11 protein-coding genes are annotated in these 18384 nt (G+C 70.2%); 9 read left to right on the top strand and 2 right to left on the bottom strand.

The genetic code is table 11. The features are described 5' to 3' along the window. The first annotated feature begins 2 nt into the window (after nucleotides 1-2). The 5 genes from Q0653_RS05195 to Q0653_RS05175 all read left to right on the top strand — a co-directional run bounded on the left by Q0653_RS05195 (nucleotide 3) and on the right by Q0653_RS05175 (nucleotide 9363). The gene (locus tag Q0653_RS05195) at nucleotides 3-1187 is read left to right on the top strand and encodes a bifunctional 2-methylcitrate synthase/citrate synthase (protein ID WP_298943215.1); all 1185 of its coding nucleotides are present in this window, start codon (nucleotides 3-5) and stop codon (nucleotides 1185-1187) included. 152 nt (nucleotides 1188-1339) lie between these two features. After that, nucleotides 1340-7396 carry a pullulanase-type alpha-1,6-glucosidase gene (gene pulA / locus Q0653_RS05190; RefSeq protein WP_298943213.1) on the top strand — a complete coding sequence of 2019 codons (6057 nt, stop codon included), beginning with the start codon at nucleotides 1340-1342 and terminating at the stop codon, nucleotides 7394-7396. Between the two features lie 40 nt (nucleotides 7397-7436). Beyond that, a complete protein-coding gene (locus Q0653_RS05185) occupies nucleotides 7437-7712 on the top strand; it encodes a type II toxin-antitoxin system VapB family antitoxin (RefSeq protein WP_298943211.1) in 276 nt (91 codons plus the stop codon). Beyond that, complete coding sequence (locus tag Q0653_RS05180) at nucleotides 7709-8104, top strand: type II toxin-antitoxin system VapC family toxin (protein WP_298943209.1); 396 nt, start codon at nucleotides 7709-7711, stop codon at nucleotides 8102-8104. The genes Q0653_RS05185 and Q0653_RS05180 overlap by 4 nt, the downstream gene beginning before the upstream one ends. Nucleotides 8105-8184: 80 nt before the next feature. Next, nucleotides 8185-9363, top strand: a complete 1179-nt coding sequence (locus Q0653_RS05175) for an acyl-CoA dehydrogenase family protein (protein ID WP_298943207.1) — start codon at nucleotides 8185-8187, stop codon at nucleotides 9361-9363. Between the two features lie 83 nt (nucleotides 9364-9446). Here Q0653_RS05175 and Q0653_RS05170 read toward each other — a convergent pair whose 3' ends face one another. After that, nucleotides 9447-13118 carry a choice-of-anchor I family protein gene (locus Q0653_RS05170; protein ID WP_298943205.1) on the bottom strand — a complete coding sequence of 1224 codons (3672 nt, stop codon included), beginning with the start codon at nucleotides 13116-13118 and terminating at the stop codon, nucleotides 9447-9449. A gap of 154 nt (nucleotides 13119-13272) precedes the next feature. On the opposite strand from Q0653_RS05170, the gene Q0653_RS05165 reads away from it, so the two are divergent. The 4 genes from Q0653_RS05165 (at nucleotide 13273) to Q0653_RS05150 (ending at nucleotide 17724) form a co-directional block, all read left to right on the top strand. Continuing rightward, complete coding sequence (locus Q0653_RS05165) at nucleotides 13273-14049, top strand: enoyl-CoA hydratase-related protein (protein ID WP_298943203.1); 777 nt, start codon at nucleotides 13273-13275, stop codon at nucleotides 14047-14049. 88 nt (nucleotides 14050-14137) lie between these two features. Further along, nucleotides 14138-14914: an electron transfer flavoprotein subunit beta/FixA family protein gene (locus Q0653_RS05160; RefSeq protein ID WP_298943201.1), complete on the top strand. Its 777-nt coding sequence runs from the start codon at nucleotides 14138-14140 to the stop codon at nucleotides 14912-14914. 10 nt (nucleotides 14915-14924) lie between these two features. Continuing rightward, nucleotides 14925-15914: an electron transfer flavoprotein subunit alpha/FixB family protein gene (locus Q0653_RS05155; RefSeq protein ID WP_298943199.1), complete on the top strand. Its 990-nt coding sequence runs from the start codon at nucleotides 14925-14927 to the stop codon at nucleotides 15912-15914. Nucleotides 15915-15918: 4 nt separating this feature from the next. Next, the gene (locus Q0653_RS05150) at nucleotides 15919-17724 is read left to right on the top strand and encodes a cytochrome b/b6 domain-containing protein (RefSeq protein ID WP_298943197.1); all 1806 of its coding nucleotides are present in this window, start codon (nucleotides 15919-15921) and stop codon (nucleotides 17722-17724) included. Nucleotides 17725-17857: 133 nt separating this feature from the next. Here Q0653_RS05150 and Q0653_RS05145 read toward each other — a convergent pair whose 3' ends face one another. Beyond that, nucleotides 17858-18376 carry a GNAT family N-acetyltransferase gene (locus Q0653_RS05145; protein WP_298740582.1) on the bottom strand — a complete coding sequence of 173 codons (519 nt, stop codon included), beginning with the start codon at nucleotides 18374-18376 and terminating at the stop codon, nucleotides 17858-17860. Nucleotides 18377-18384: the final 8 nt, after the last annotated feature.

The raw sequence follows: 18384 nt of genomic DNA, 5'->3' as shown, positions 1-18384 counted from the left end.
CTATGACGGACATCAAGAAGGGCCTTGCCGGGGTTGTCGCCGACGTCACCGCGGTCAGCAAGGTCAACCCGGAAACGAACTCGCTGCTCTATCGGGGATACCCGGTGCACGAGCTCGCGGCGACGCAATCCGCCGAGGCGGTCGCCTATCTGCTGTGGAACGGCGAACTGCCGGATGCCGCTCAACTCGCCGAGCTGCGGTCCACCGAGCGCGCCCACCGCGCGCTCGCCGATGATGTCAAAGCGGTCATCGACCTCACCCCGTTGGATGCGCACCCGATGGATGAGATCCGGTCGGCGGTCAGCGCTCTCGGCGCGCGGGACCTCGCCGGGACGGGGTCGGTGCTCGACGCGAGCGGAACCCCCGAGCAGAACCTCGAGCGCAGTATCCGCCTCTTCGCCGCGCTCCCGGCGCTCGTCGCGTACGGGCAGCGCCGCCGCCGCGGCCAGGAACTGATCCCGCCGCGCGACGACCTCGACTACGCCGCCAACTTCCTCTGGATGACCTTCGGCGAGGAGTTCGACGCCGTCGTCGTCGATGCGTTCAACCGCTCGATGATCCTGTACGCGGAGCACTCGTTCAACGCGTCGACTTTCACCGCGCGCGTCATCACCTCGACGCTGAGCGATCTGTACTCGGCGGTCGTCGGTGCGATCGGTGCGCTGAAGGGGCCCCTGCACGGCGGGGCGAACGAAGCGGTGCTGCACATCTTCGACGAGATCGGGGATGCCGACAACGTCGTGCCGTGGCTCGATCGCGCGCTCGCCGAGAAGCGCAAGATCATGGGCTTCGGCCACCGCGTCTACAAGCGCGGCGACTCGCGGGTGCCGACGATGAAGGCCGCGCTCGACACGCTGATCGCCTACTACGACCGCCCCGACGTCGAGGCGCTCTACACGACCCTCGAGTCGGAGTTCGTGGCCCGGAAGGGGATCTACCCGAACCTCGACTATCCCTCCGGCCCGGCCTACAACCTCATGGGCTTCGACACCCTCACCTTCACGCCGCTGTTCGTCGCGGCGCGTGTCGTCGGATGGACGGCCCACATCATGGAGCAGACTGCCGCGAACGCCCTCATCCGGCCCCTGTCGGAGTACGTCGGACCCGATGAGCGTCACATCGACGGCTTCATCGATGAGGTCGGCACCTCCACGATCTCGCTCCGCGAAGTGGAAGCCGAGGGCTGACGCGGAGGTCTGACAGGGCGGCTCACGCGCAGCCGGATTCGCCCGGCTGCCGGTATGAGAGACTTCTCATCCGAAACTGTGATCGGTCACAGTAGCGTCGGAGGCGACCGCAGAGGGCACGGCGCCGTGCCCGCACACCCCGGGAGCTCCGCGTGCCTCAGTCGACGACGACTTTCTCCACCTCCACCCGGCGAGCCCTCGCCTTGTTCACGAGCGCCCTCCTGGTCGCCGCCGGGTCCGTCGCCCTCGCGGCGACCCCGACGCTCGCGGCCGACCGCAGCCCCGCCATCGTGGGCGACCTGCAGAGCGAGCTCGGCTGCCCCGGCGACTGGGACCCGACCTGCGCGGCGACGACCCTCGAGGCGGTCGACGGGACGACGCAGTACGCGGCGACATTCGAAGTCCCGGCCGGCACCTACTCCTACAAGGTCGCGCTCGACGGTGGGTGGGACGAGAGCTACGGCGCCGACGGCGCGGCGGGCGGCGCGAACATCCCGCTGACGGTCGGCGGCCCCGCGACGCTCCGCTTCGTCTACGACGACGAGTCGCACCGCATCGGCATCGAGGCGCTGTCCCTGGCATCCGGCTACACGTCCGCCGACGACGCGCTGGTGTCGGCACCGGTGCGTCAAGCCGGCGACGGTCAGCAGTTCTACTTCGTCATGACCGACCGGTTCGCCAACGGTGACCCCGCCAACGACACCGGCGGGCTCTCGGGTGACCGGCTCGCCACCGGACTCGACAAGACCTCCTCCGGCTTCTACAACGGCGGTGACATCGCGGGGCTGCGGCAGAACCTCGACTACATCTCCGGTCTCGGCACGACCGCGATCTGGCTCACGCCGAGCTTCATGAACAAACCCGTCCAGGGCGAGGGTGCGAACGCGAGTGCCGGGTACCACGGGTACTGGATCACCGACTTCACCCGCATCGACCCGCACCTGGGGACGAACGACGAGCTCAAGGCCTTCATCGACGACGCGCACGCCCGCGGCATCGACGTGTATTTCGACATCATCACCAACCACACCGCCGACGTCATCTCGTACGCCGAGAACCAGTACACCTACGTCGATCAGGGCACGAAGCCCTACCGGGATGCCGCTGGGACGCCGTTCGACCCCGCCGACTACGCGGGGACCGGCACGTTCCCGGCGATGGATGCCGCCACGAGCTTCCCGTACACGCCGGTCGTGGCGCCCGCCGAGGCAGATCTCAAGGTGCCCGCCTGGCTCAACGACGTGACGCTGTACCACAACCGCGGCGACTCGACGTATTCGGGCGAATCGACCACCTACGGCGACTTCTCGGGTCTCGACGACCTCATGACCGAGAGCCCGACGGTCGTGAACGGCTTCGCCGACGTCTACAAGAGCTGGATCGATTTCGGCATCGACGGGTTCCGCATCGACACCGCCAAACACGTCGACTTCCCGTTCTGGAAGACCTGGACGAAGGACGTGCTCGACTACGCGCATGCGCAGGGCAAGCCCGACTTCTTCATGTTCGGCGAGGTCTACGACGCCGATCCTGCGACGCTCTCGCCGTACGTCCGCGACACCGACATGAACTCGGTGCTCGACTTCGCGTTCCAGTCGGCGGCGACGAGCTTCGCCAAGGGCGGTGACGCGCAGGTGCTGCAGAAGATGTTCGCCGGTGACGACCGTTACACGACGCCGGACTCGTCGGCGACCGCACTGCCGACCTTCCTCGGCAACCACGACGTGGGCCGCATCGGCTACTTCCTGAAGAACACGCCCGATGCCGCCGCCCGCGACCTGCTGGCGCACGACCTGCTCTTCCTCAGCCGCGGTCAGCCGGTCGTCTACTACGGCGACGAGCAGGGCTTCACGGGCGCCGAACCGGGCGGCGACAAGAGCGCGCGGCAGAGCCTGTTCGCCAGCCAGGTCGCCGAGTACCAGAACCAGACCCTGATCGACGGCACGACCGTCGGATCCGTCGACCGCTACGACACCGACACCGCGGTGTACACGCACGTCGCCGACCTCGCTGCGCTGCGGAAGGACCACCCGGCCCTCGTCGACGGCGCGCAGATCGAGCGCTATGCAGGCGACGGCGTCTACGCGTTCTCGCGCGTCGACGCGGGTGAGAAGATCGAGTACCTCGTCGCGCTCAACAACACCTCGTCCGCGGCGACCGTCACGGTGCCGACGCTGACGGCGGATGCCTCGTTCACGGGCCTGTACGGCGCGACCGGCACGGTCGCCACCGATGCCGATGCCGCGGCGTCCATCACGGTCCCGGCGCTCTCGGCCGTCGTCTACCGGGCCGGGTCGCCCGTCACGTCACCCGCCGAGGCGGTGCCGCTCGCGGTGTCCGTACCGGCAGCCGGCGCGGCGCTGACCGGCCAGGCCGCTGTCTCGGCGAGCGCCGATCAGTCGTGGCGGCAGACGAGCTTCGCGTGGCGCGTCGTGGGCGGCGACCAGTGGCAGTCGCTCGGCACCGCCGAAGACACGACCCCCGGCGTCTTCCACGACGTGACGGGCCTCGCCGCGGGAACCCTCGTGGAGTACCGCGCGGTGTCGACGGATGCCGCCGGCCACCGCTCCGCCGCGTCGACGTACGCGTCCGTCGGCAACCGGGTGAACCTCGCCGCCGACGTCGTGCCCGAAGAGCCCGACGACGCGACCCCGTACGGCGCCGTCAGCATCGCCGGCTCGCTCAACTCCGAGATGGGGTGCGCGGGCGACTGGGCCCCCGACTGCGACCAGGCGCAGATGACGCAGGTCGACGGGATCTGGCGGCTCACGGTCGACCTCCCTGCCGGCGACTACGAGTACAAGGTCGCGACGGAGAAGAGCTGGGACGAGAACTACGGCGCCAACGGCGTCGCGAGCGGGCCCAACATCGTGCTCACCCATCCGGGCGGCCCCGTGACCTTCTGGTTCGATCCGCGCACGAAGGTCGTGCAGTCGAGCGATGACGGCCCGGTCGTGACCCTCGCGGGATCGTTCCAGTCCGAACTCGGGTGTGCCGCCGACTGGTCGCCGGAGTGCCTGCGCGCGATGATGTTCGACGGCGACCGCGACGGCGTGTACACCTTCTCGACCAGCAAGCTGCCCACCGGGTCGTACGAGGTCAAGGTCGCGCACGGCCTCAGCTGGGATGAGAACTACGGCGCCGACGGTGCCGCGGGCGGCGCCAACATCGCCTTCTCGGCCACCGAAGGCAAGCGCGTGACCTTCACCTACGACGCCACGACCCACCGGCTCGAGATCGTCTCGGCCGACCCGCCGCTGGCCGGCACCGGTCAGTCGCGCGCGCACTGGATCGACGCCGAGACGATCGCCTGGCCGGGCGACCTCGGCTCGGCGACGGGCGCGAGCTTCGCACTCTACGGGTCGCAGACCGCCGGCCTCGCCGTCGCCGACGGGGAGGTGACCGGCGCTGAGCCCATCGCCCTCACCCGCGTCGAATCGGGGCTCACCGAGGCGCAGCGTGCGCGCTTCCCCGCTCTGTCCGGCTACCTCGCTCTGCACATCGAGGGGCAGGATCGGGATGCGGTCGCCGCGCTCCTGCGGGGACAGGTCGCCGTCGCGCAGCGCGCCGCAGACGGAAAGCTCACGGCGTTCACCGGCGTGCAGATCCCGGGCGTGCTCGACGACCTGTACGCGGACGCCGCGGAGGACGATGTGCTCGGGGTGTCGTTCCGGGGGTCGAAGCCGACCTTCCGTCTGTGGGCGCCGACGGCGCAGTCGGCGACGCTGCTCACGTGGGATGCCGGCGCCACCGGCGACCCGACGCGGCATGCGGCATCCTTCGATGCGGCATCCGGCACGTGGACCGTCGCCGGACGCACGGCGCTGAAGGGCGACGAGTACCTGTGGGAGGTGGTGGTCTACGCCCCCACGACCGCGAAGGTCGAGACCAACCGGGTCACCGACCCCGCGTCGGTCGCGCTCACGACGAACTCCACGCGCTCGGTCGCGGTCGACCTGGACGACAAGGCGTGGAAGCCCGCGGTATGGACGAAGGCGAAGGCGCCCGTGATCGCCCGCGACGTCGACCGTGCCATCTACGAGCTGCACATCCGCGATTTCTCGATCACCGATGAGTCGGTGCCCGAGAACGAGCGCGGCACCTACCTCGCGTTCGCGCGCGACGGCGCGGGCGCGGCGCAGCTGAAGCAGCTGGCATCCGCCGGCATCAACACGGTGCACCTCCTGCCGTCGTTCGACATCGCGACGATCGAAGAAGACCGCGCAGCCCAGGCCGTGCCGGGGTGCGACCTCGCGGCGCTGCCGGCCGACTCCGACCAGCAGCAGGCGTGCGTGCAGGCGGTCGCCGACACCGACGGGTTCAACTGGGGCTACGACCCGTTCCACTATTCGGCGCCGGAGGGCTCGTACGCGACGAACCCCGAGGGCGGAGCACGCATCGGCGAGTTCCGGACGATGGTGGGCTCGCTCCACAAGATGGGGCTGCAGGTGGTGCTCGATGAGGTGTTCAACCACACCTCGGCGTCGGGACAGGCCGACACCTCGGTGCTCGACCAGGTGGTGCCGGGCTATTACCAGCGGCTCGACGCCAGCGGTGCGGTGCAAACCTCGACGTGCTGCCAGAACGTCGCGACCGAGCACCGGGTGGCGCAGAAGCTGATGGTCGATTCGCTCGTGCTCTGGGCGAAGGAGTACAAGGTCGACGGCTTCCGCTTCGACCTCATGGGGCACCACTCGAAGGAGAACCTGCTGGCTGCGCGTGCCGCGCTCGACGAGCTGACGCTGAAGAAGGACGGTGTCGACGGCAAGAGCATCTATCTCTACGGCGAGGGCTGGAACTTCGGAGAGGTGCAGGATGACGCGCTCTTCGTGCAGGCGCGGCAGGGCAACCTCGGCGGCACCGGCATCGGGACGTTCAGCGATCGCCTGCGCGACGCCGTCCACGGCGGCAGCCCGGTCGACAGCGGCTCGACGTTCCGGCAGGGCTTCGGCACCGGGCTCGCGACCGATCCCAACGGCGATCCGATCAACGGGACCGCCGAGCAGGCGCTCCGAGACCTGGGTCATCAGACCGATCTCGTCAAGCTCGGGCTCGCGGGCAACCTGGCGGACTTCTCGTTCGCCACGGCCGACGGCGCGGTGAAGACGGGGGCCGAGCTCGACTACAACGGTCAGGCGGCCGGCTACGCCGCCCAGCCCGAGGAGATCATCAGCTACGTCGACGCGCACGACAACGAGACGCTGTACGACCTCGGTGTGCTGAAGCTGCCGACAGACACGACCATGGCCGATCGCGTGCGCATGAACACGCTATCGCTCGGCACGGTGACGCTCGCCCAGACGCCGTCGTTCTGGCACGCCGGCACCGAGCTGCTGCGGTCGAAGTCGCTCGATCGCAACAGCTACAACTCGGGAGATTGGTTCAACCGCATCGACTGGACCGGCCAGACCTCGACCTTCGGGTCGGGCCTGCCTCCCGCGGCCGACAACAAGGACAAGTGGCCCATCATGCAGCCGTTGCTCGCGGACCCGGCGCTCAAGCCCGGCGCGGCCGACATCGCCGCCGCCGAGGCCGCCGCCCTCGACCTGCTCCGCGTGCGCCGTGAGGTGCCGCTACTGCGGCTGGGTTCGGCGGAGCGTATCGAGCAGAAGGTGTCGTTCCCGAACAGCGGCCCGGGAGCCGCACCGGGCGTCATCACCATGCTGATCGACGACCGCGTCGGCGACGACGTCGACCCGGATCTCGCGGGTGCCCTCGTCGTGTTCAACGCGTCGCCCGAGCCTGTGACGCAGACGGTGCCCGCGCTCGCGGGCCGGTCATTCGCGCTGACCGCTGCCCAGGCGAACGGCTCGGATGCCGTCGTGAAGACGACGACGTGGGATGCCGCATCCGGTGCGGTCACGGTGCCCGCCCGGTCGGTCGCGGTGCTCACGGAGCCGCAGGTCACGGAGGTCGCGACCCACGTCTTCGCGCAGCCCGATCGCCCGCTGGTGCGCGCCGGATCGTCGGTCACGGTGGGAGGCCGCGTCACAGCGGACGATCGCAGCGCCCCCGTGGGCACGGTCACGGTGACCGACAACGGTCGGGTCGTCGCCACGGTGCAGATCGCCGCGGGCGACCGGGGCAGGTTCTCGGTGACCGTTCCGAAGCTCAGCCGGGGGCTGCACGTGCTGCGCGTCTCCTTCGACGGGGAGCCGGGCTGGCTCGACGCGCGGGCACGCGGGGTGCTACCGGTCGTCGCCTACTGAGGGTAGACGTCGACCCGGGAAGCGGGAGAATGCGCCCCGCATGGGGCTGAACATCAAGAACGAGCGCACGGTCGCCCTCGTCACGGAGCTCGCGGCCTTGACGGGAGCATCCACGACGAGCGCGATCGAGGATGCCGTGCGCCGACGCGTCGACGAGCTGGCCGGTGACGGCGAGCTCACGGCGAGCGTCGCCGCGCGGCGACGGACGGCGGACCGACTGCTCGAGGGGATCCGCGCGAGCATCGCCGGGACGCCGGGCACGTGGCGAGAGTACGAGCGCACGGAACTCTACGACGAGCGGGGTGTGCCGCGGTGATCGTCGACACCTCTGCCGTCATGGCGGTGATCGAGGAGGAGCGGGGTCACGAGGAGGTCGCCGCGCTTCTGGCGGCCGGGGGTGGCCGGATCTCGGCCGCGACGCTCGTCGAGCTCACCGCGGTCGTGCAGCGCTACGGCCGCCCCGAGGTGCATCGCATGGTCGATCGCCTGCTCGCGGCATGGCAGGTCGAGATCGCCCCGTTCGATGCCGCCCAGGCGCGCATCGCGCAGCAGGCTTACCGTGATTTCGGTCGCGGCAGCGGCCACCGCGCGGCGCTCAACCTCGGGTATTGCTTCAGCTACGCCCTCGCGACCGCGCAGAACGAGGAGCTGCTGTTCGTCGGCGAGGATTTCGCCGCGACGGACATTCCCACAGCCCTCGGCCCGTAGCGTCGCCTCGCCTAGACTGAGCAATGTGCCCTACCGGGCGCTGACGATGATGTCGATTTGTCTCACGAGGACGTGACCATATGAGCGTGACCGCCACCCCGACGACCCTTTCCGCCGGTGAGAGGGACGCCATCCTCCAGGCCGTCCGCGAGTTCGCGGCCACCCGACTGGCGCCGAACGCGCTCGATTGGGATCGCCGCAAGCATTTCCCCCGCGACGTGCTCGCCGAGGCCGGCGAGCTGGGGGTCGGCGGCATCTACATCCGCGAGGACGTCGGCGGCTCGGGGCTGCAGCGCGAGGACGCCGCCGCGATCTTCGAAGCCCTCGCGGCGGGCGATCCCACGATCGCGGCGTACATCTCGATCCACAACATGGTGGCGTGGATGATCGACACGAACGGCACCGACGAGCAGCGCCGCGCATGGCTGCCGCGCCTCGTCACGATGCAGGACCTCGGCGCGTACTGCCTCACCGAGCCGGGTGCCGGGTCGGATGCCGCGGCGATCACGACGAGCGCCATCGCCGACCGCGACGAATACGTGCTCACCGGCGTCAAGCAGTTCATCTCCGGCGCCGGGGAAGCCTCCGTCTACGTCGTCATGGCGCGCACCGGCGCCCTTCGACAGGCTCAGGAACCGCGGGGATCAGACGGCATCACGGCGTTCCTCGTCCCCGCGGATGCCGCAGGCCTGAGCTTCGGGCCGAACGAGCAGAAGATGGGCTGGAACGCGCAGCCGACGCGACAGGTGATCCTCGACGAAGTGCGGGTGCCGGCATCCGCCGTGCTCGGCGAGCTCGGCGGCGGATTCCGCATCGCCATGAAGGGGCTCGACGGCGGGCGCGTGAACATCGCCGCCTGCTCGCTGGGCGGTGCGCAGTGGGCGCTCGATCGGGCCGTCCGTTACGTGCACGAGCGGTTCACGTTCGGCGAGGCGCTCGCCGAACGGCAGTCGGTCGTGTTCACGCTCGCCGACATGGCCACGCAGCTGCAGGCAGCCCGCGCGCTCGTGCGCGACGCGGCGCGCGCGATCGACGAGGGTGCATCCGACGCCGCGGTACAGTGCGCGATGGCCAAGAGGTTCGCCACGGATGCCGGGTTCGAGGTCGCCAACCAGGCGCTTCAGCTGCACGGCGGCTACGGCTACCTGCAGGAGTACGGCATCGAGAAGGTCGTGCGCGACCTCCGGGTGCACCAGATCCTCGAGGGGACCAACGAGATCATGCGCGTGATCATCGGGCGCGAGGTCGTCGGAGGCTGAGCCCGGGCGCTGCGCGATCGGATCCCGAACGACAGCGTCGGATGCCGGAGAGCCCGGCATCCGACGCTGCTGCGTGTGAGTGGTCAGCTCAGCTTCGCCCGCCGCCGCACGGTCAGCACGATTCCCGCGACGAGCACTCCGAGCGCCAGGACCGTCACGAACCCGATCGGGAACGTGCCGCCGGTCGCGGCGAGCGTGCCCGGAGCGACGACCTCGACCGGCACGCGGATGTCGACCTGCCCGGGCGCGCTGATCACGAGCGTGTGCGCGCCGAGCGCGAGGTTCGACGGAACCCGCACGGTGAACGCCGTCCGTCCGTCCATCCCCGCGCTGGGGATCCCGGTGATCACGATCGGGTCGCTGTAGAGCGTCGCGCCGATCTGCTGCCCCGGGGTGAGACCCGACACGACGACCGGAAGGGCGCCGCCCTGCTCGACCCGCCCCGATCCGATGTCGATCGTCGCCCAGTCGGCGGCGCCGCCCGTCTCGGGCAGCTCGCCCTCGCCCGCGCCCGGCTCGGTCGGGTCGGTCGGGTCGACCGGTGTGCCGGCCCCGACGAGCGCGCGCCCGAGCGGCGACGGGTCGACGACGTCGTGCGCCGCGAAGTAGGCGACCGTCGCCGCCAGGTCCACCTGCCCGGTGTCGGTGCGGTCCGTGCCGGCCGCGAAGGTGACGAAGTTGTCGCCGCCGGCGGCGAGGAAGGAGTTCGTCACGACGGTGAACGACTCGGTCGCCGTCACGGGCTTGCCCGCGAACGCCATCGACACGATCCGCGATCCGCGTGGGGCGGACTCGTCGTAGCGGTAGGAGAATCCGTCCGAGACGCCGAGATGCAGCTTGGGCCGCTCCGACCCCGCCGGCTGCCATTGCTCTTCGAGCACGGCCTTCAGCTGCGCGCCGGTGAGGGTCACCGTCACCAGCGTGTTGGCGAAGGGCTGCACGTTCGCGACGTCGCGGTAGGTGACGGTGCCGTCCGTGCCGTAGAGCAGGTCGGTGCGGAGTCCCCCGGGGTTCATCAGACCGATCTGCGCCGGCGTGCCCGCGTAGTCCTCGTTCGAGGTGGCCCACAGGTACAGGTCGGCGACGGTGTTGCCGAGCGTCGACTCGACCCCGCGGTCGCTGCCGGCCGGTGTGCCGCCGCGGAGGATGTCGGCGCTGATCGCACCGACTTCGACGGCGCCCTTCTCGCCGGCGACCGCGACGGCATCCGCCACGATCTTCGCGACGGCGGGATCTGCCGGGAACGCCGCCGTTCCGCCGACGACGAGCGACTGCACGCCGCCTGCGATCGAGACGAGCTCCTTGGTTGTGGAGTCGACCGACAGCTGCAGCGTGCCCAGCGCCTTGCCGTACTCCGACGCCTGGATCACCGGGCGTCCGTCGATCTCGCACGCGTACGTCTGGTGCGTGTGCGCCGACACGATGGCGTCGATGTCGGGCGACGCCTCACGGATGAGGGTCCCGAAGGTGCTCGTGTCGGCGGCGACGTTCGCGCAGACCGAAGTCGCCGACCCTGAGTGGGTGAGCAGGACGATCACGTCGGCGGCATCCGCCGCGGTGATCTCCGCCGCCACCCGATCGGCGGCCTCGCGCTGGTCGCCGAACTCGATGCCCGCGATCCCGGTCGGTGTCACCATCGCAGCCGTGTCGGGCGTGACGGTGCCGATGAAGGCCACCCGCACACCGTCGACCTCACGGACGGCGTACTCGGGGAGCGCCGGCGTCTTCGTGCCGCGCAGGTACACGTTGGCGCCGAGGCCGAAGTCGCCGCTGCCGAAGCGGGGCAGCACGCGGCCCGTGAGGTCGTCGAATCCGGCGTCGAACTCGTGGTTGCCGACGGCGCCGAGGTCGAGACCCGCGGCGAGCAGCGCATCGATGGTCGGGTCGTCCTGCTGGATGAACGACGTGAACGTCGACGCTCCGATGTTGTCGCCGGCCGAGACGAACAGGGTGTTCGGGTTCTTCGCCTCGAACGCGTCGACGGCACCGGCGACGACCGCGGCACCGGCAACGCCGTTGCGGAGATCGGCCTCGAGCCGACCGTGGAAGTCGTTCACGGTGAGCACCTGGATGTCGGTGAGGCCGTCGTCGATGGCGAACAGCGTCGTCGTGCCCGAGACCTCGTTCGCGACCGCGAGCAGGGGCTCGCCGGTGGTCGAGGACTCCGCCGGGATGAACGTCACACCCTCGGCGCCGAGGTCCAGCGAGGCGGCGCTCGGATCGACGCCTGCCGCGAAGTCGCGGTTGTTGACGTACGTGACGAACGTGGATGCCGCGGGGTCGGTGATGTCGTAGACCATGATGCCGCCGACGCGCTCAAGCCCGACGAAGGCATAGGTCCGTCCGTTCACCGCGCCGATGGCGACACCCTCCGGCTCGGGGCCCTTCGCGGCGCTGCGCGTGTCGAAGCCGGTCTCATCGTGACCCGAGTTGACGTAGTCGGGCACAGCGGCGGCGAGGGTCTGCTCGAAGCCGTCGCCGGAGTCGAAGACCTGCCGGCCGTCGGTCGTCCAGATCGAGAAGGAGCGCCCGCCGTAGGAGTACAGCTCGCTGTAGCAGTCGGCGCCGTCGGCGATGCCGAGGTCGGTGGCGATCTTGAGGCGACCGAGGTCGGCATCCGCCTTCTGCGCGGCGAGCGGGCTGTCGGCGCAGACAGCCGCGAGACCCTTCTTGCCGAGGTCCTTCACCCGTGCCTCGTCGATGTAGTCGCCCCATTCGCGGGCGTCGCCCTCGTTCGCGGCGACCAGGTACGTCGCGCCGCCCGCCTGGTACGACGACATGCCGTCGGGCATGTAGATGCCCTTCAGGCCCGGGTAGGTGGCGATGTCGATCGCCTTGTCGCGGTCGCTGGCGTCGAGACCGTTGCCCGCCAGCCCGTGGTCCTTGAATCCCAGGGAAAAGAGGTCGGTGACGGTCGCGGACGCGAGGTCGACGACCGCGATCGCGTTCGCCTCCTGGATCGCGGCGTATGCCGTGCCGCCGTCGATCGTGACGTACTCCGGCTCGAGGTTGCGGCTCACGCGGTTGGATTCGAGCGGGCGCTCGCCCTGGTCGGGCGCGGCCACGTCGGGGCCGAACACGCGGACATCGGCCGGCAGGTTCGCGCCTTCGAACGCGCTGAATCCGGCGATGCGCACGGCGCTCTGCCCAGGTGCCTGCTTGGCGGCGGGCAGCGTCACGACGCCGATCGAGCCCTCCGGGTCGATCGAGAAGTCGCCCGCCGGCTCGCCCTCGTTCGCGACGACGGCGAAGGCGCCGTCCTTCGAGAGGGTGACCATGTCGGGCAGGGCGCCGACGGTGACCGATCCGAGAATGGTGGGCGCTGCGGCATCCGCGTCGAAGAACACGAGCGAACCCGCATCCGTCTTGGTCGGCGCCTCGAGGGCGATGACACCCAGGCCGTCGGACCGCACGGCGACGGAGTTCGCGATGCCGTCTGCGGTGATCTCGTACAGCTCGACCGGTGCGGCCGGGTCGGTGACGTCGAGCACCGTGACGGCGCCCGCCTGCGCGTTCACGACGAACAGGCGGTCGCCGTGGGCGGCGACGATCTCGGCAGCCGACGCTTCGAACACGCCCGTGCGGTGCGTGCCGATGGGGGTCAGTGAGATCGCGGCGTCGTCGGCGGAGTACGCGACGGGCGGTGTCGGGGCGGGCGCGGCCGAAGCTGCGGTGAGGGGGGTCAAGGCGAGCGTGCAGGCGAGGGCGGCCGTGGTGGCCCCCGCGATCGCACGACGTCGGACGGAAGAGCGCATCGATGTCCTCGGATGGGTGGGCAGGGATGCCTCCTGCCTACGGGCGCCGCGTGGCGCTCGTATGACGCAGAGGTGAACGGCAGGGGGCGGCGCGCACCGCTGGACCCTCCGCGAGAAACGGGCGCGGCGACGGCCCGCGTGACACGATGGGGACATGACCGAGTACACCTCGATCCTGACCTCGACGCGAGGACGCGTCGGCTGGATCACCCTCCACCGTCCCGAGGCGCTCAACGCCCTGAACTCGACACTCGTCGACGAGCTGGCGCACGCGGCATCCGCCTTCGACGCCGACGACGCCGTCGGATGCATCGTGCTGACCGGCTCGGAGAAGGCCTTCGCCGCGGGCGCCGACATCAAGGAGATGGAGGGCAAGTCGTCGCGGGACATGGCGATGCAGAACCCTTTCGTCGGCCTCGAGGCGTTCAGCCGGGTGCGCACCCCCGTCGTCGCCGCGGTGGCGGGGTACGCGCTCGGCGGCGGCTGCGAGCTCGCCATGACGTGCGACATCATCCTCGCCGCCGACACCGCGCGCTTCGGACAGCCCGAGATCACCCTCGGAGTGATCCCCGGGCTCGGGGGCACGCAGCGGCTCCCTCGCGCGGTCGGCTACTACAAGGCGGCCGAACTCGTGCTGACCGGGCGGATGATGGATGCCGCCGAGGCCGAGCGTGCGGGGCTCGTCTCGCGGGTGGTGCCCGCCGCCGACCTCCTCTCCGAGGCGAAGAAGGTCGCCGAGACGATCGCGGCCAAATCGCTGCCGGTCGTCTATGCCGCCAAAGAGGCGCTGCGCGCGTCTCTGGAGACCACAGCCGCCGAGGGCCTGCGGTTCGAGAAGCAGGTCTTCTCGTCGCTGTTCGCCCTCGACGATCAGAAGGAGGGCATGGCTGCCTTCCGGGAGAAGCGATCGGCGAATTTCACCCACCGCTGAGTCCTCCACGATCGGTGTGAATCTCAGTTCCACGCTTCGCGGCACTCAGTCGCATCTCGTATGATGAAGTCATCGCGAAGGAGAACCGATGAAGATCGTGGTGCTGGTCAAAGAAGTCCCCGACACCTATGGCGACCGCAAGCTCGACCTCGAGACCGGGCTTGCCGATCGGGCGGCGTCCGATCGCGTGCTCGACGAGATCGGTGAGCGGGCCCTCGAAGTGGCGCTGAGCCACGCCGACGCGCACCCGGGCACCGAGGTGCAGGTCGTGTCGATGGCGTCGGGAGATGCCGCCGCGACCATCCGCAAGGGCCTCGCGATGGGCGCCGGTTCAGCACTCCAGGTCGTCGACGACCGCCTGGCCGGCGCCGATCTGGGTGTGACGGCGCGGGTTCTGGCGGCCGCCGTGCGCCGCGCCGGCTTCGATCTCGTCATCACCGGAAACCTTTCCACCGACGGGTCGGGCGGCGTCCTGCCCGCCATGCTCGCCGAGCATCTGGCGGTGCCGCACGCGACCGCCCTGTCGGCGGTGACGATCGCCGACGATCGTGTCACGGGCACCCGCGCGAGCGATGCGGGCGTCGCGCAGGTCAGCGCCGCGCTGCCGGCCGTGATCTCGATCACCGAAGCGCTGCCCGACGCCCGCTTTCCCAACTTCAAGGGGATCATGGCGGCCAAGAAGAAGCCGTTCGAGATTGTGTCGCTCGATGACCTCGGCGTCGACATCGACCCGGCGATCGCGCCGCAGTCGATCATGACGAGCGTGAGCGAGAAGCCGCCCCGCGGGGCCGGCGTGAAGATCGTCGACGAGGGGGATGCCGGCGACAAGCTCGCCGCCTTCCTCATCGAGAACCGACTGGCCTAAGGAGAGCATGATGGTCGATTTCGCAGGGGACGCGGTGCTCGTGCTCTTGGATGTCACACCCCAGGGCACGCTCGCCTCATCGTCGGCGGGCCTGGTCGGTGCCGCCGGGAGTGTCGGGACACCGGTGGCGCTCGTCGTCGCCGCGCCGGAGGCGCACGCGGCACTCGCCGCGGCGGCGGGCGAGCTCGGTGCGGCCGTCGTGCTGACGGCCGACCTCGGTGGCGCCGACGCGGCACTGTCCGTGCCGCTCGTCGACGCGCTCACGGCGGCTCACGCACTCGTGCGTCCGGACGCGGTGGTCGTCTCCAACTCGATCGAGGGACGCGACATCGCCGGGCGGTTCGCCGCCCGCGCATCGCTCGCGCTCGCCGTCGACGTCGTCGGCCTCGTGCGCGACGACGAGGGCGTCGTCGCGCAGCACTCGGTCTACGGCGGGTCGTTCAACGTGACGTCGGCGCCGACGTTCGGCACTCCGGTGGTCACCGTACGACAGGGCGCGGTCGATGCGCGTGCCGCCGCTGTCGCGGCGCCCGTCGTCGATCGCCTCGAGGTCGCGCCGTCCGGCGCACCGGCCGCGACGATCGAGTCGTTCCAGGCCGAGGTCGCGGCATCCAGCCGTCCCGAACTCCGCGGCGCGGCGAAAGTCGTCTCGGGTGGTCGCGGGCTCGGGTCGCAGGAGAAGTTCGTGCTGGTCGAGGAGCTCGCCGACGCTCTGGGTGCGGCCGTCGGTGCGTCGCGCGCCGCCGTCGACGCCGGCTATGTCCCCTACTCCGCGCAGGTCGGGCAGACCGGCGTGTCGGTCGCGCCGCAGCTGTATGTCGCTCTCGGCATCTCCGGCGCGATCCAGCACAAGGCCGGCATGCAGACGGCCAAGACCATCGTCGCGATCAATAAAGACGGCGACGCGCCCATCTTCGACATCGCCGACTTCGGCATCGTGGGCGATGTGTTCACGGTCGTTCCGCAGCTGATCGCTGCCCTGCAGGCGAAGAAGGCGTAGCGCGGTGGCCTCGTTCCCCGGGCTGCGTCGCGGCCTTCCTCGGATCGCCGGGGGTGACCCGTGGCCGCCCGCATCCGCCGCACCGGCCGCTGATCGTGCTGCGGACGCGGGGATTGCTGCGGCCGCCGGCGCTGCTGCTGCCTCGGGAGCTGCTGCTGCGGCCGCGGGCCCTACGCCGGTCGCTGAGCGTGGCGAAGCGGCGTCCCGCCCGTCCGACACCTCGACCAGCCCGGGGGGCGTGAGTGGCCGTGGCCCCGAACAGGTGGCGCAATCTGCCCCCGTTTCCGCCGAGGTGGGGCAGATCGCGACACCTGTTTCTGAGGGAGCGCCCGTGCTCGTGCGGCGGGGTCTTCCGCGCGCGCCGCAGGGAGAGCCCTGGCCCCCGGCCGACACGGCACCGCACGCACTCGGGTCTACGGGGCAGGTGGCGCATTCGGTGGGTTCCGTCGCCGGGGCCGGGCAGGTTGTGACCCCTGTTGCGGATGCTGCCGATGGCACGGGACCCGGGCCGGGCCCCGAACAGGTGGCGCACTCTGCCCTCAGTGCCGCCGAGGTGGGGCAGATCGCGACACCTGTTTCTGAGGGAGCGCCCGTGCTCGTGCGGCGGGGTCTTCCGCGCGCGCCGCAGGGAGAGCCCTGGCCCCCGGCCGACACGGCACCGCAAGCACTCGGGTCTACGGGGCAGGTGGCGCAATCTGCGCCCACTGCCGCCGAGGCGGAGCAGATCGCGACACCTGTTCCCGACATCGTCGTCGCGCCGTCTGCACTCGCGCCGGTGGCGCAGTCCCCGGCATCCACCGAACCGCGCGCGCCGCTCACCGTCCCTCGGACAGTCTGGCCGGGACGCGCCGCACGCCACCGGCCCGCCCCGAAGCCCGAGCCGCAGAAACTCGGGCCCTTCACGAAAGCGCAGTGGGCGGGCGCCGTCATCCTCGGCGGGGGTGGGCTGCTGTTCGCGGCCGCGCTCGCCGTCGTCTTCGTCCGGGCGTTCCTCAGCCTCGAGTTCATGCAGGACTTCCTCGCCACCTACCCGGGGGAGTATCACTTGCCCGAGGGGGCACCGGTGGGCTTCCCCGCGTGGCTGGGGTGGCAGCACTTCTTCAACGTGTTCCTGATGGTCCTCATCATCCGCTCGGGTCTCACGATCCGCACCGAGAAGCGCCCGTCGGTGTTCTGGACGCCCCGGGGCAATCCCAAGGGCAAGACCAGCCTCACGATCTGGTTCCACCAGGCGCTCGACATCCTCTGGCTCGCCAACGGGCTGGTCTTCATCGTGCTGCTGTTCGTGACGGGGCAGTGGATGCGCATCATCCCGACGAGCTGGGAGGTCATTCCCAATGCGGTGTCGGCGGCGCTGCAGTACGTCTCGCTCGACTGGCCGACCGAGAACGGCTGGGTGAACTACAACGCGCTGCAGCAGATCGCGTACTTCTCGACGGTGTTCGTGGCCGCGCCGCTCGCCGCCGTCACCGGCTACCGGATGAGCGGAATGTGGCCGAAGGGCAACGCCAAGCTCAACGCGGCCTATCCGATCGAATGGGCGCGCAAGGTGCACTTCCCGGTGATGCTGTACTTCGTGGTGTTCATCTTCATCCACGTCGCGCTCGTGCTCGCCACGGGCGCCCTCCGCAACCTCAACCACATGTACGCGGCCCAAGGCTCGGCCGATGGCGTCGCCTACGCCGACAACTGGACCGGGTTCTGGATGTTCGCCCTGTCGCTCGTGGTCATCGCGGCCGCCTGGGTGGCCGCCCGTCCCCTCGTGCTGGCGCCGATCGCGCGCCTCTTCGGCACGGTCAGCGGACGCTGAGGCTGCCGGCATCGCCGTTCCGGGGTCGCGTGGTGTCGCTTTCCCGGGGCGGATGCGGCACCAAACGACCCCGAAAAGGCCGCACGGTACTCCGGCGGCGGCAGTCGCGCCCGCCGCGTGACGCCGGGTAGGGTCAGCGGGTGAAGCGGACCTCGGTCAGCGTCTCGCCGAGGAAGGGCTCGGTGTGGGTCGTGCCGTCGAGCGTGAACCCGTTGCGCGTGTAGAAGCGGTGCGCTCGGGGGTTGTCCTCGGCGACCCAGAGGTAGACGTCTTCTTCTCCACCGACGACGGCGTCGAAGAGCTGCTGACCGGTGCCGGTGCCGTGGAAGGCGTCGAGCAGGTAGATGAAGTACAGCTCACGGGCACGGGGTGCGTCGCGGTCGCGGGCCGGGCCCGACCCGGCGAAGCCGATGATCTCGCCGGCGGAGAGCGCCGCGAACATGCGGAACGACTCGCCCTGCGCGGCCCAGTGGGTCCACAGTTCGGCGAGGCGCTTGGGCGACACCTTCTCGAGCGCCGCCTTGCTGATGAGGTGGTCGTAGGTCTCGTGCCAGCAGGTCGCGTGCACGCGGCCGAGCGCCTCGGCATCCACGTCACGCACGGGACGGACGACGATGTCGGTCTGTGCAGTCGAATCCACGGTGGCTTCCATGGCCAGAC

The sequence above is a fragment of the uncultured Microbacterium sp. genome (genome assembly GCF_947488465.1).
Lineage (GTDB): Bacteria > Actinomycetota > Actinomycetes > Actinomycetales > Microbacteriaceae > Microbacterium.
This window is presented reverse-complemented; position numbering and strand designations above follow the sequence as displayed.

What these genes read in the sequence shown, in the direction of transcription:
- Q0653_RS05175 (WP_298943207.1), top strand. Translation starts at nt 8,185, where the DNA reads ATGAGCGTGACCGCCACCCCGACGACCCTTTCCGCCGGTGAGAGGGAC.
- Q0653_RS05195 (WP_298943215.1), top strand. Translation starts at nt 3, where the DNA reads ATGACGGACATCAAGAAGGGCCTTGCCGGGGTTGTCGCCGACGTCACC.
- Q0653_RS05165 (WP_298943203.1), top strand. Translation starts at nt 13,273, where the DNA reads ATGACCGAGTACACCTCGATCCTGACCTCGACGCGAGGACGCGTCGGC.
- Q0653_RS05185 (WP_298943211.1), top strand. Translation starts at nt 7,437, where the DNA reads ATGGGGCTGAACATCAAGAACGAGCGCACGGTCGCCCTCGTCACGGAG.
- Q0653_RS05155 (WP_298943199.1), top strand. Translation starts at nt 14,925, where the DNA reads ATGGTCGATTTCGCAGGGGACGCGGTGCTCGTGCTCTTGGATGTCACA.
- Q0653_RS05170 (WP_298943205.1), bottom strand. Translation starts at nt 13,118, where the DNA reads ATGCGCTCTTCCGTCCGACGTCGTGCGATCGCGGGGGCCACCACGGCC.
- Q0653_RS05145 (WP_298740582.1), bottom strand. Translation starts at nt 18,376, where the DNA reads ATGGAAGCCACCGTGGATTCGACTGCACAGACCGACATCGTCGTCCGT.
- Q0653_RS05160 (WP_298943201.1), top strand. Translation starts at nt 14,138, where the DNA reads ATGAAGATCGTGGTGCTGGTCAAAGAAGTCCCCGACACCTATGGCGAC.